Below are 12,143 nucleotides of genomic sequence, written 5' to 3' on the forward strand. Positions count from 1 at the left end.
CATCCAAGCACGTTCTTGTGTCCTACGAAAGTGCGCCACACGTCCGACGAAAGGCCCGCCCGTGTCAGAGGCCGCCCCACCGACCCGCTTCGGCGCGTTCATCGCGCCCTACCACGGCATCGACGGCAACCCCGCGCTGCAACTGCGCCGCGACCTCGACCTCGTCGGGCACCTGGACGCCCTCGGCTTCGAGGAGGCGTGGATCGGCGAACACCACTCGGCCGGCTACGAAACCATCGCCTCCCCCGAGGTGTTCATCGCCGCCGCCGCCGAGCGCACCACCCGGATCCGGCTCGGCACCGGCGTCAACTCGCTGCCGTACCACCACCCGCTGGTCCTCGCCGACCGCATCGTGCAGCTCGACCAACAGTCGCGCGGGCGGGTGATGTTCGGCTCCGGGCCCGGCCAACTGGCCTCGGACGCCTTCATGATGGGCATCGACCCGATGCGTCAGCGGAGCATGATGGCCGAGGCGCTGGCCGCGATCGTCCCGCTGCTGCGCGGCGAGACGGTGACCATGAAGACCGACTGGTTCACCCTCGACCAGGCCCGGCTGCACCTGGGCCCGTACACCCGCGCGGGCATCGAGACCGTGTGCGCCTCCACCGTCTCCCCGTCGGGATCGGTCCAGGCCGGCACCCACGGCATGGGCCTGCTCTCGCTCGCCGCCGCCGACCCGTCGGGCTTCGCCGCGCTGGCGACGAACTGGGACGTGTATGCCAAGACGTGCGCCGAGCACGGCCATGTCGCCGACCGCGAACGCTGGCGCCTGGTCGTGCCGATGCACCTGGCCGAGACCGTCGAGGCGGCGCGCGAGCAGGCCGAGTACGGGGTGCACCACCTCGTCGACTACATCCAGGGCCTGTCCGGGATGACCATGCCGTGGGGGGCGACGCCCGAGGCGGCGATCGCGCAGTGGACCGGGGAGGGCTTCCCCACCTTCGGCGTCGCGATGATCGGCACTCCCGCGCAGGCGATCGAGCGCATCACCGCGATGGCGGAGCGCTCCGGCGGCTTCGGCACGTTGCTGCTGCTCGACCTGCCGATCGCCCGGCCCGCCGACAAGTGGCGCAGCTACGAGCTGTTCGCTGAGTACGTGGTGCCGCACTTCACCGGCGCCAACCGCCCCCGGCAGGCCTCGATGGCCTGGGCGAACGAGAACAGCGAACGTTTCATCGGCGCCCTGCGCCAGGCGGTGGTGGCGGCGATGACCCCGCCGGCGTCCTGACCGGTCGTCACACCCGCACCCCGGCTCCACCCGAAACCGATCCACCCGAAGCCCAGGCAGGGAGACGCCCATCATGCGAGCAGCGGTACTGCGCGGCGGCACGTTCACCGTCGAGGACATCGCGGCCCCCGAACCCGGCGAGGGTCAGGTCCTCGTGGAGACGGTGGCCTGCGGGATCTGCGGCTCGGATCTGTCCGCGTACAGGCACACCGCGGAATTCCTCCGGGCCTCGATCGACTCGGACACCCCCTCGTTCGTCTTCGACCCGGACGCCGACCTGGTCATGGGCCACGAACTCGCCGCGCGGGTGGTGCGCCCGGGCCCGGGGGTGACCGGGTTCGAGCCGGGCGAGGTGGTGGTCGGACTGCCGTGGGCGCTCGACGGCGGCGGTGTACTGCGCACCATCGGCTTCTCCAACACCTTCCCCGGCGGCTTCGGCGAGCGCATGGTGATGCAGGCCGCGGCGCTGGTCAAGGTGCCCGCACACGTGCCGCCGCACGTCGCGGCGCTGACCGAGCCGCTGGCCGTCGGCATCGGCAACGTGGCCCGTTCCGGTGCCGAACGCGGCGGCGCGGCGATCGTCATCGGCGCCGGCCCGATCGGCCTGGGCGCGATCGCCGGTCTGCTCGAACGCGGCGTCGCGCCCGTCGTGGTCTCCGAGCCCTCGCCGCGCCGGCGCGCACTCGCCCGTGCGTTCGGCGCGCACGTGGTGGTCGACCCGGCCGAGCGCGATCCGTTCGACGCGTGGCGCGAGAGCGTCGAGCCGGGGCAGCCGCTGACCATCTTCGAGTGCTCCGGCAAGGCCGGCATGTTCGACCGGATCACCTACGCCGCACCCCGCGGCGCCACGGTGCTGCTGATCGGGGTGTGCATGACCGAGGACACCTTCCGACCGGTGGTGGGGATCTACAAGGACCTCACGGTGAAGATGTGCCTGACCTATCCGCCGGAGGAGTATCCGAAGACCCTCGCCCGGATCGCCGCCGGCAGTGTCGACGCCGCATCGCTGATCACCGGTCAGGTCGGCTTCGAGGGGGTGGTGGCGGCGATCGACACCCTCGGCCGCCCCGACGAACACGTCAAGGTCCTGGTCCGCCCGCACCTGACCGGCACGGACGTTCATCCACCCACCGCGTAACGCACGCCGACCACCGGGTGCCCGGCTCGCCCCCCTTGGCCCCGGAGCGGTGGGCGCGCGAAACACGAGTCACGCGTACGGGTGGACCCGGTTCGACCGCCCCTGGCGCGCAATGTGCGCGGGCGGCGCGCTCGCCAGGGCGTTTTGCCGACGCGCGCCCCCGAACGCCCCGCCGAGGGGGTGTGGAAGTGTCGCAAACTGGACGCGGCGGGCGTCGGAATCGGTACGCTCCGAGGGAATTCCCTCGGAAGATCCGTACACCCGCCATCGGGGACATCATGAGCCACACCAGGCGCCGCAGCGGCGCCGTGTCCGTCCGTCACGTGACCGCCACCGGCTCGGGAGGCGCGGCATGACCGTGCTCAACGATGCCCATCCGGTGTGTCGATTCGACCTGCCGCCGCACGAGGCGGAGGTGTCCGCGGCCCGTCGCAAGGTGGTCGCGATCGCCGTCGAGTGGGGCATGCCCGCCCACGGCGATCTTGTGGACACCCTGCGACTGGTGGTCTCCGAATTGGTGACCAACGCGGTCCGACACGCGGGCGTACTGACCCCCGCCATCGTGGTGACCGTGCGCGGCACGGCCCAGGGGGCGCTCGAGGTCGGCGTGCACGACCGACATCCGTTCTGCCCCAAGGCCCTGGTGGAGACGGTCGACGACGACAGCGGGCGCGGCCTGCTGATCGTCAAGACCCTGGTCGCGGAGGCCGGCGGTTACGCGGGTATCCAGCCGGACGCGACCGGCGGCAAGACCGTGTGGGTGTGCCTGCCGCTGCGCTGAGCACCCGGGCCGGCCGGGGCCGCGCCGGTCGGCTCGATCGTCCGTTCCGTCACATCGCCTCGCTCCCATCGGTCATGTCCGTGACACGACACCACGGAGATGTGAGACCGATGGACGAGAACGACTTCCTTGCCGGCCGCTTCGAGGAACACCGCTCCCACCTGCGTGCGGTGGCGTACCGCATGCTCGGTTCGTTCAGCGAGGCCGACGACGCGGTCCAGGACACGTGGATCCGGCTCAGCCGTACGGACGTGCGCGACATCGACAACCTGGGCGGCTGGCTGACCACGGTGGTCGCCCGGGTGTCGCTGAACATGCTGCGTTCGCGCCGGACCCGTCGCGAGGATCCGTTGGAGGCGTTCGTCGCGGACCCCGCGGTCTGCACGGCCGAGGGAAACGATCCCGAGCACGAGGCGGTGCTGGCCGACTCGGTCGGCATGGCGCTGCTCGTCGTCCTGGAGACCCTCGCCCCGGCCGAACGGCTCGCCTTCGTGCTGCACGACATGTTCGCCCTGCCGTTCGACGAGATCGCGCCCATCGTGGACCGCACGCCCACCGCGACCCGGCAGTTGGCCAGTCGGGCACGGCGCCGGGTCCAGGGCTCGCCCGGCGACCTCGAGGTGGACCCCATCCGACAGCGGGAGGTCGTCGGCGCCTTCCTGGCCGCGTCGCGCGGCGGCGACTTCCAGGCGCTGCTGGCCCTGCTCGACCCGGACGTGGTGCTGCGCGCGGACTCGGCGGCGGTCGCGGTCGGCGCCATGGCCGAGGTACGCGGCGCGGCGGCGGTGGCGGAGACCTTCTCCGGCCGGGCCCGGGGCGCCCGGCCCGCCCTGCTCGACGGCATCGCCGGCCTGGCCTGGGCGCCGGGCGGCGAACCCAGGGTCGTGTTCGGATTCGTGATCGCGAGCGGCCGCATCGTCGGCATCGACCTGCTGTCCGACCCGGACTACCTGCGCGACACGGACGTACAACTGCTGGACGGGTAACGCCGGCGGCCCGAGCACGTGCCGGGAGTCGGTACCGAACGGAGGTCACCGCCCCCGCTCCGACCGCCCTCCGCTCACCACTTCAGATCGAACCGCTGCTCCACGACGTCGATCCCCCACGTGCGGGCGGGGCGCTCCCGAACGTGTGGAAGCCGCCTGGAAAACCTTCCTCACCGAAACCTTCCCGGCCCCCTGACCATCCCCACCTCGCCCGAGACCAAGATCCCACCCGTCCTGTCGCCACCCGGCACGGTCGCAACGGGCAGCGTCCGCGGGGTCAGATCCCGACGACCTTGAGCATGGTGACCACCAGGACGTCGCGGCTGATCTCGTACTCGGTGATCACCCCCGCGAGGCACGCCGAACGCCGGTCCTTGTTTCCTCGGATGGCGGCGCCGTGGGCATAGGGGTCGCGGGCCACGCCGACCACCGCATGGTCGAAGTGGCGGCGGGTCGCGGCGGACAGGGCGGCGTATTCGCTGCGGGCCCGGTCGGAGTACTGCACGTAGTAGCCGCTCATGGCTCCACCGGGTTCCCGTCGGTGTCGACGACGCCGGTGAGGTCGCCGGAGCGAATGCGCTCGGCGTCGGCGTCGATGCGGGCGTGCTCCTCCTGGGGGATGGCCCAGTGGACGGCAATGGCGGCCAGGTCCTTGAGGGGGGCGTTGCCGATTTCCTTGTCGAAGGCGTCGCGTCGGTCTTCGGGGAGGGCGGCGCGGATGTCGACGAGGGTGCCGGGGAGTTCGGTGGGGACGCCGTCGATGGTGGTGGTGATAGTCGGCCGGTCGGGGTCGCGGAAGTTGTCGTCCATGCCGTCAGGGTGGCATCGAGCCCGGCGTAACCGGTAGCCGGCGCACTCGAGTGAGACCCGCGCCGGGGGGTGCGCTTCGCGGCTCCGACCGCCACCGTCCTGGGCTGGTCACGCATGCTCGGACTCGACGTCACCACGGCGGCCCCCGAGCCGACCATGGCGCCCGACGTCCCGGCCGTGGTCGAACTCGTCCCGCGGCACGAGAAGTCCCTGGCCGCAGCCCGCGAACAGGTCGGCCGGCCGGCCGCGGCCTTCGCCGGCCGTGCCGCCTGAGCCATGCCGCGTGGAGGGTGTCGGTGGAGCGTGGGAAGGTGGTTGGTTCAAGATCGTTTGTTCGGCGTCCGGGAGCGCGGCGTGGGTGGAATCGGCGACGGTGTGTACGTGGTGCGCAATGTGCACAGTGGGCTCGTGCTCGAGGTCGAGGGGGGTCGAACGGGAGGCGGGGCCCGGGTGGTGCAGGGGGCCGACGACGGTACGACCGCGCAGCATTGGCGGGTCTCGGCGGTCCACGCCGGTGGGGCCGTGTATCACCTGGAGCACGTGGTCGCCGGGAAGCGACTGGACGTGATCGGGGCCTCCGTGGAGAACGGGGCCCACGTACAGCTCTGGCGGGCCAACAACTTCGGTGCGCAGGAATGGATTCTGGAGGAGCACGCGGAGGAGGCCGGGCGGGTCACGCTGATCAACTACGTCAGCGGGCTGCTGCTCGAGGTCGCCGACGGCAGTACGGAGGTCGGCGGGACCGTACGGCAGTGGGAGGACACCGACCACCCGTCGCAGTGGTGGACGCTCGAACCACGCTGAGCCGCGCCCGACACGCCCTACGCCGCGGCCACCACCTGGGCGCGTGCCAGCGCGGGCGCGGCCGGGCGGGGCCGGGCGTCGGGGCGGGCGAAGACGAACAGCCGCAGCAGCACGAAGCGGCCGATCCCGGCCAGGCCGGACGCGCCCAGGTAGACGCCCTGTTCGACCAGGACGCCCGCGCCCGGGGCCGCCGCGTGCAGGCCCAGCATCGCGGCAGTGGTGACCAGGTACGCGGCCAGCGCGCTGAGCGCGGACTGCCCGTGCGCGCGCAGCCCGGCCCGGCCGCCGCCGAAGGTGAACCGGCTGTGCAGCTCGGTGGCGGCCACCGTGGAGACCACGGTCACGAACGCGTTGGCGACCGCGATCGGCATCGTGCCGGAGAGGACGACCAGCGCACCGGAGGAGGCGATTCCGGTGCCGCCGCCGAAGAGCACGAAGCGCGCGAACGCGGCGATCGGACCGGGCTTCCCGGTCTCGCCGCCCGCCGCCTCGCCGCTGGTGTCCGCGCTGCTCTTCCCCGTGGTCTTCATAGGCTTCAGCCTAGAAACGAATGAGGCAAACGAGCTTCCTGATTCGCTCGATGCACGCGGGATTCCCGATAAAAACACGGAACCAAGCCTGGCGGAAGACACAGCCCCGACGCACCGGGTTTTTCACCGCCGACGCCACGCCCACAACACGCCCGTCGCCGGCATCCCGCCGCCCGGGTGCGCCCCGACCGCAGCCGATCGGAGCGCTCGTTCCCTGGGCGTCGCCGGCGCTAGTCGGCCGACGTGAAGACCAGCGTCGCGTTGTGTCCGCCGAAGCCGAAGGCGTTGGCCACGGCGACGTTGAGCGGGCCGACCCTGGGTTCCTTGGCGACCACGTCGAGGTCGATGTCCGGGTCCTGGGAGTCCAGGTTGATCGTGGCCGGGACGACCCCGTCGCGCAGCGCCGACACCGCCGCGACCGCGGCGATCGCGCCGGCGCCGCCGCACAGGTGGCCGAGCATCGACTTGATCGCGGTGACCGCCGCGTGTGTACCGATCGCCTCGGTGATCGACGCGGCCTCCAACACGTCGCCGGCCGGCGTCGAGGTCGCGTGCGCCTGGATGTGGTCCACGTCGGCGCCGGTGACGCCCGCCTCGGCCATGGCCAGCCGCAGTGCCCGGACCTGGCCGGGCCCGTAGCCGGCGGTGATGTGGTTCGCGTCCGAGGTGACCCCGGCGCCCGCCAGGTACGCGTGTACGAACGCACCGCGCGCCGCCGCGAATTCGGCCCGCTCCAGGACCACCAGCGCGGCCCCCTCGCTCATCACGAAGCCGTTGCGCGTGACGTCGAACGGACGCGACGCGGTGGCGGGGTCGCCGTCGTGCGTGGACAACGCGCGGGCCTGTGCGAAGCCGGCGATGGGCAGCGCGCCTATCGTCGCCTCCGCACCGCCCGCGACCACCACGTCGGCCCGGCCGAGGCGGATCAGGTCCAGGCCGTAGGCGATCGCCTCGGAGCCCGACGCGCACGCGCTCACGGGGGTGTACGCGCCGGCCCGGGCGCCCAGTTCCATGCTCACCTGCGCGGCCGGCCCGTTGGGCATCAGCATCGGCACGGTATGCGGGGACACCCGGCGCACCCCGGACTCGGCCAGCAGGTCGTGCTGCGCGAGCATCGTCATGGCGCCGCCCATGCCGGTGCCGACCACGACGGCGAACCGTTCCGGCTCGACCGCCGGCGCGCCCGCGTCGCGCCACGCCTCGCGCGCGGCCACGAGCGCGGCCTGCTGACACCGGTCCAGCCGTCGGGCCCGGACCCGGTCGAGCACCGTCTCGGGGCAGACCTTCATCCGCCCGGCGATCCGCACCGGCAGGTCGGCCGCCCAGGGATCCGTCAGCGGGCCGATTCCCGACTCGCCCGCCAGCAGGGCCGCCCACGTCGAGGGCACATCCCCGCCCAACGGCGTGGTCGCACCCATCCCCGTCACCACCACATCGGTCCTGCCGAGCGACATACAACGCACCCCAGCTCAGTCGAAGCCTTGTCAAAACGCGACACAGACGACCGGCGCACGATCATGAGCCGGTCACTTGTCTCGCAACGCTGTCAGGGATACGTCGGCACCGGGGTATCGACACCGATAAAGAGGACGTCCTAATACTTGTGGAGACTCGACAACCGACCGGTAACCGACCCAGCGCCGCAAATCCCGCACAAAGCCCCGATACCGGCATAAGTCGAATGCGCGCGGCCGGCATCTTCGGCCGATACGGGACACATATCGAGCCGGCGCCGGAGGCGAGTCCCGCCGGCGGGCATTATCGCCGAATCATGGACGGTTGACCCGATTTTCCCGAAGATCGACTAAAACCGGGCGAAGCATCGCGACCATGGCCATTCGCGACTTTCCCGCAGTCGATCCCAGGGGGACGCCATGGCCTGGTACTCCGGAGCCACCAAACGTGAACTACAACCCGAATCCGACTCCCAACCCGCCATCCGCCCCACCCAGTTGATCCTCCACTCGATCGCCGCGCCGTGGTCCGGGGAACGGATGTACGAGTACTGGCGCGACTCGACCAACCTGGAGTCGCACTTCGGCTGCGCGTACGACGGCAGCCTGTTCCAGTTCATCGGCACCGAGACCCGCGCCGACGCCAACGCCTCGGCGAACCGGCGGGCCGACGGCACCGGAGCGGTCAGCTGCGAGAGCGCGAGCAACCTGGAGCACACCGATCCGTGGACCGACGCCCAGATCGCGAGCCTGGTCCGGCTGGGCGTCTGGCTGCACGAACGGCACGGCCTGCCGCTGCGGGTGTGCCGCACCTGGGACGACCCGGGCTACGGGTACCACCGGATGTTCGCCCAGTGGTCGCTGGGCGGCACCGCCTGCCCCGGCGATGCGCGGGTGCGCCAGTTCACCGAGCTGGTCTTCCCCGGGATCGTGGCCGCCGCCACGGGTGGCCCCGCCGTCGAGATCCCGGCCCAGCGGCCCGCCGTGGACCTGGCCGAACTGATCGCGGCGGCGCGCTCGGACCCGGAGCGGGCCGGGACGCCCGTCACCTACATGGGGACACGCATGGTGGAGAACGCGCTGGTCGCGGAGGGGTTGCTGGCGGAGGGCCTGGCCGACGGGCACTACGGCACCGCGACGGTGCGGGCGTACGCGGAGTGGCAGCGCAGGCTCGGCTACAGCGGCTCCGACGCCGACGGCATCCCGGGTCGCCGCTCGCTGGCCCGGCTGGGCGACAGGCACGGGTTCACGGTGGCGTGAGCGAACCGCGAACCGCGAACCGTGAGCCGCGAACCACGGGTCCGCCCGGGCCTCGGGGCGCGGCGCCGTACCCCCCGATCGGCGTCGCTATACGCCTCGATCGGTGGCCACGAGCAGGCCGGTGACGATCGCCAGGAGCGACCACACCAGCCACGTCCACGCGACCGCTTCGTAGACCGCGCTGTACAGGCCGAGGATGGTCAGCAGCACGAGCGTGCAGACCACCATGCCGCGACTCTGCGGACCGTAGGTACGGATCATCGTCGCCTCCTCCGTCGGAGTCCGGGAACGCACCCGTGCGAGCCACGGTAGCGCAGCGCGTTCGATCACCGACAGATCACGACCGGTTCCGAACCTGCGGCATGAAGGGCCGGCATCCGAGGGATGGCCGCATCCGTCACAACACCAGGAGGTCGAACAGCCGATCCAGGTCCGCCGCCGGATTCGCGGTCAACCCGCCGTGTACCGGGCCCGGTTGCACGATCGTGCTGCGCGGCGCGGTGAGCCAGCGAAAGCGCCGGCCGAGCGGCTCCGCGCCCGGCGCGCCGGCCGACTCGCTGCCCGCGCACACCAGCTCCCACGCGGCCAGCACCGCCCGGGCCTGCGTCGGGTCGGCCTCCGGGTCGAGCGCGCACAACCGGGACTGCTCGACGTGCGTCCGCGCGCCCAGGAAGTCGAAGGCCTGGCTGTACAGGGCCACCCCGACGTTCAGGCACTCCCCGCGCTCCACGCGCGGCACCAGCCGGATGATCGAGTACTCGAAGAACTCCCGCTGCACGGCCATCGTCATCACTTCAGCCAATCCGGACGGTTCGACGGCTGCGCGGCGCCCTGGCGCGCGGACACCTCGGGCGCGATCTCCGGCAACCACGCGCGCGGGGCGGCGGCGCGGGCCAGCAGGTGCGCGATGTACGCCTCGCGCAGTGCGTCGGGGCCGTCCAGGCCGAGGGCCCGCTCCGCGTCGCCCGGTTCCAGCCACTCGTCCGGGACCAGGGCCAGCACTTCGGTCAGCAGTTCGCGGGTGATCCTCGGGGCCAGCTCGGCGTCCGCCTTGAGCAGGCCCGGACCGCCGAGCGCGGCCAACACGTGGTCGCTCGCGTCGAACGCGCGCGTGGCGGCGGACGCGGCGGCCTGCCACGCGTGGTGGAACCACAACGAGGCGCCGTGGTCGATCAGCCACAACCGGCCGTGCCAGACCAACAGGTTCGGGTTGCGCCAGGAACGGTCCACGTTCGAGGTCAGCGCGTCCAGCCACAACACGCGCGCGGCCAGGTCGGGATCCGGCTCCCAGGTGGCGGGGGTGAAGTCGGCCGAGCCCGGCAGGAAGTCCATCCCGAGGTTCAGCCCGGCACTGGCCCGCACCAGCTCCTGTACCTCCTGGTCCGGTTCGCCGCGCGCGATCACCGGATCGACCTCGACCCGCACCAGCGCCGGCACCGGCAGTCCGAGCCGACGCGCGAGTTCGCCCACCACGACCTCGGCGACCAGCACCTTGGGCCCCTGCCCGGCACTGCGGAACTTGACGACGTACGTCCCGAGGTCGTCGGCCTCGACGAGCCCGGGCAACGAGCCGCCCTCACGCATGGGCGTGACGTAACGAATGGCATGGACCAGGGGAAGCATGCCCGAAACAATGCCACGCCCTCGACGCCGAAAAACACTCGCCCCGCCGCGCCGGTTCCCGACACCCTGGGCCGATGACCCACACCGACCGCGTCCTGGTCCTGTCTCCGCGCGGCACCGACACCGACCGGGCCCTGACGAGCGCCGCCCACCGCCGCGACCTGCCGGTACGCCGCCTGCACACCTGGCAGGCGCCCGCCGACCTGATGGGCGTGCGGGCGCACCTGTACGCGGGTCCGCTGTTCGCCGACGCGACCGCGCGCGACCTGGACCTGGGCCTGTTGGAGGCGCCGGAGGACTGGTTGGCACGGCTGCCGGTCGAGTTGACCCGTCGGGAGATCACCGCGACCACGTTGGCGCACGCATGGACCCTGCGCCGGCCGATGTTCGTCAAGCCGCCGAACGACAAGTCGTTCCCGGCCCGGGTGTACCGGGACGGCACCCAACTGCCGGGCAGTGACGCGGCGGACCCGGACACCGCGGTGCTGCTCAGCGAGACCGTCGTGTTCCGGGCGGAGTACCGGCTGTTCTGCCTGGACGGGGCGGTGCACACGGCGTCGCGCTACGCCGTCGACGGCGACCTCGACGTCGCGCCGATCGCGGCGTGCCGGCGCGGTCCGGACGCGCTCGCGTTCGGCGCCGACGTGCTGGCCGCGGCCGGGGCGGACCTGCCCTCGGCGGTCGTGGTGGACGTGGGGCGCACCGACGCGGGCTGGGCGGTCGTCGAGGCCAACGCCGCCTGGGCCTCGGGGGGCTACGCGGGTGAGATCGACCGGGTGCTGGACGTGGTGCTGCGCGCCGGTGGGCCGCGTCGGGAACTCGCGGCACGGGACGCGGCGTTTGTTCGGCACGCCCCCGTCGTTCGGGACCGGGGGTGACGGTTCGGAGCCGGCGGGCGACCCGGGGATGGGGGGCCGTGCGACGGGTCCGGCGACAATGGGTGTACCCGGGTCCATCAGGATCCCCGCTCCTCGGGACGTGACACGCGTGAGCTCGCCGCAATCCAGTTCGGCGCCGATCGGCGACCTGTTCATGCGCCTGGCCAAGCGCATCCGGATCCGCGCCGGCCGCGAACTCGCCCCGTTGGGCCTGACCCCCGCCCAGGCGCACGCGATGAAGGTGCTCGCGCACGCCGGGAAGCCGCTGCGGATGGCGGACCTCGCCGCGCGCCTGGAGATCGTGCCCCGTTCGGCGACGACGGTGGTCGACGACCTGGCGGCGCGCGGATTGGTCCGGCGCAGCGCCTCGGCGGTGGATCGGCGGGCGACGCTGGTCGAGCCGACGGAGGAGGGGCGCGCCGAGGTGCGTCGGATCCGGGCGATCCGTCAGGGCGCGGGGGCGGCCGTGTTCGACCGGCTCGGCGAGGCGGACCGGGCCGAGTTGCTGCGGCTGTTGCGCCTGCTGGATCGGGAACTGGCCGAGCAGGAGTCGGTGGACCGCGACGGGGCGGGGCATCCGTGTGCGCGCGGGTCGGCGAGGTGAGTGGGTTCGGCGTCCGGGGAATTCCGCCGAGAGCAGAGGGTCCTTCC

General features: G+C 72.3%; 16 protein-coding genes. 9 read left to right on the forward strand and 7 right to left on the reverse strand.

Annotated elements, in window-relative coordinates:
- The first annotated feature begins 61 nt into the window (after positions 1–61).
- From B4N89_RS01345 to B4N89_RS01360, 4 genes are all read left to right on the forward strand, one after another.
- Positions 62–1,228: an LLM class flavin-dependent oxidoreductase gene (locus B4N89_RS01345; protein ID WP_078974036.1), complete on the forward strand. Its 1,167-nt coding sequence runs from the start codon at positions 62–64 to the stop codon at positions 1,226–1,228.
- A gap of 73 nt (positions 1,229–1,301) precedes the next feature.
- The gene (locus B4N89_RS01350; RefSeq protein ID WP_078974037.1) at positions 1,302–2,366 is read left to right on the forward strand and encodes a zinc-binding dehydrogenase; all 1,065 of its coding nucleotides are present in this window, start codon (positions 1,302–1,304) and stop codon (positions 2,364–2,366) included.
- A 352-nt stretch (positions 2,367–2,718) separates the two neighbouring features.
- A complete protein-coding gene (locus B4N89_RS49525; RefSeq protein WP_161500580.1) occupies positions 2,719–3,147 on the forward strand; it encodes an ATP-binding protein in 429 nt (142 codons plus the stop codon).
- Positions 3,148–3,257: 110 nt separating this feature from the next.
- Positions 3,258–4,133, forward strand: coding sequence for a sigma-70 family RNA polymerase sigma factor (locus B4N89_RS01360; RefSeq protein WP_078974039.1), 876 nt, complete (start codon positions 3,258–3,260; stop codon positions 4,131–4,133).
- 277 nt (positions 4,134–4,410) lie between these two features.
- On the opposite strand, the gene B4N89_RS01365 is transcribed toward B4N89_RS01360, so the two are convergent.
- Together B4N89_RS01365 and B4N89_RS01370 are read right to left on the reverse strand one after the other, a co-directional pair.
- A complete protein-coding gene (locus tag B4N89_RS01365; RefSeq protein WP_078974040.1) occupies positions 4,411–4,653 on the reverse strand; it encodes a hypothetical protein in 243 nt (80 codons plus the stop codon).
- Positions 4,650–4,943 (reverse strand): hypothetical protein, encoded by a 294-nt coding sequence (locus B4N89_RS01370; protein ID WP_235618421.1) that lies wholly within the window; start codon positions 4,941–4,943, stop codon positions 4,650–4,652. The genes B4N89_RS01365 and B4N89_RS01370 overlap by 4 nt, the downstream gene beginning before the upstream one ends.
- Positions 4,944–5,057: 114 nt before the next feature.
- Here B4N89_RS01370 and B4N89_RS49530 point away from each other — a divergent pair, with 114 nt between their 5' ends.
- Both B4N89_RS49530 and B4N89_RS01380 read left to right on the forward strand, forming a co-directional pair.
- On the forward strand, positions 5,058–5,216 hold the full coding sequence (locus B4N89_RS49530) for a hypothetical protein (RefSeq protein WP_161500581.1): 159 nt from the start codon (positions 5,058–5,060) through the stop codon (positions 5,214–5,216).
- 81 nt (positions 5,217–5,297) lie between these two features.
- A complete protein-coding gene (locus B4N89_RS01380; RefSeq protein WP_235618422.1) occupies positions 5,298–5,747 on the forward strand; it encodes an RICIN domain-containing protein in 450 nt (149 codons plus the stop codon).
- 17 nt (positions 5,748–5,764) lie between these two features.
- Here the strand turns inward: B4N89_RS01380 and B4N89_RS01385 are convergent, their stop codons facing one another.
- Both B4N89_RS01385 and B4N89_RS01390 read right to left on the reverse strand, forming a co-directional pair.
- Positions 5,765–6,277 (reverse strand): GtrA family protein, encoded by a 513-nt coding sequence (locus tag B4N89_RS01385; RefSeq protein WP_101896967.1) that lies wholly within the window; start codon positions 6,275–6,277, stop codon positions 5,765–5,767.
- A 230-nt stretch (positions 6,278–6,507) separates the two neighbouring features.
- Positions 6,508–7,731: a beta-ketoacyl-[acyl-carrier-protein] synthase family protein gene (locus B4N89_RS01390; RefSeq protein ID WP_078974043.1), complete on the reverse strand. Its 1,224-nt coding sequence runs from the start codon at positions 7,729–7,731 to the stop codon at positions 6,508–6,510.
- Between the two features lie 420 nt (positions 7,732–8,151).
- Here B4N89_RS01390 and B4N89_RS01395 point away from each other — a divergent pair, with 420 nt between their 5' ends.
- A complete protein-coding gene (locus B4N89_RS01395) occupies positions 8,152–8,991 on the forward strand; it encodes an N-acetylmuramoyl-L-alanine amidase (RefSeq protein ID WP_101896968.1) in 840 nt (279 codons plus the stop codon).
- An 87-nt stretch (positions 8,992–9,078) separates the two neighbouring features.
- On the opposite strand, the gene B4N89_RS49535 is transcribed toward B4N89_RS01395, so the two are convergent.
- The 3 genes from B4N89_RS49535 to B4N89_RS01410 form a co-directional block, all read right to left on the reverse strand.
- Positions 9,079–9,252, reverse strand: coding sequence for a hypothetical protein (locus tag B4N89_RS49535; RefSeq protein WP_160161587.1), 174 nt, complete (start codon positions 9,250–9,252; stop codon positions 9,079–9,081).
- 136 nt (positions 9,253–9,388) lie between these two features.
- Complete coding sequence (locus B4N89_RS01405) at positions 9,389–9,781, reverse strand: DUF3037 domain-containing protein (RefSeq protein WP_078974045.1); 393 nt, start codon at positions 9,779–9,781, stop codon at positions 9,389–9,391.
- The gene (locus B4N89_RS01410; RefSeq protein WP_235618423.1) at positions 9,781–10,614 is read right to left on the reverse strand and encodes a HipA family kinase; all 834 of its coding nucleotides are present in this window, start codon (positions 10,612–10,614) and stop codon (positions 9,781–9,783) included. The genes B4N89_RS01405 and B4N89_RS01410 overlap by 1 nt, the downstream gene beginning before the upstream one ends.
- A gap of 74 nt (positions 10,615–10,688) precedes the next feature.
- Between B4N89_RS01410 and B4N89_RS01415 the strand changes: the two genes are divergently transcribed.
- A complete protein-coding gene (locus B4N89_RS01415; protein ID WP_078974047.1) occupies positions 10,689–11,492 on the forward strand; it encodes an ATP-grasp domain-containing protein in 804 nt (267 codons plus the stop codon).
- A gap of 109 nt (positions 11,493–11,601) precedes the next feature.
- A complete protein-coding gene (locus B4N89_RS01420; RefSeq protein ID WP_101896969.1) occupies positions 11,602–12,096 on the forward strand; it encodes a MarR family winged helix-turn-helix transcriptional regulator in 495 nt (164 codons plus the stop codon).
- The last annotated feature ends 47 nt before the right edge of the window (positions 12,097–12,143 follow it).

The sequence above is a fragment of the Embleya scabrispora genome, from assembly GCF_002024165.1.
GTDB classification, from domain to species: Bacteria; Actinomycetota; Actinomycetes; order Streptomycetales; family Streptomycetaceae; genus Embleya; species Embleya scabrispora_A.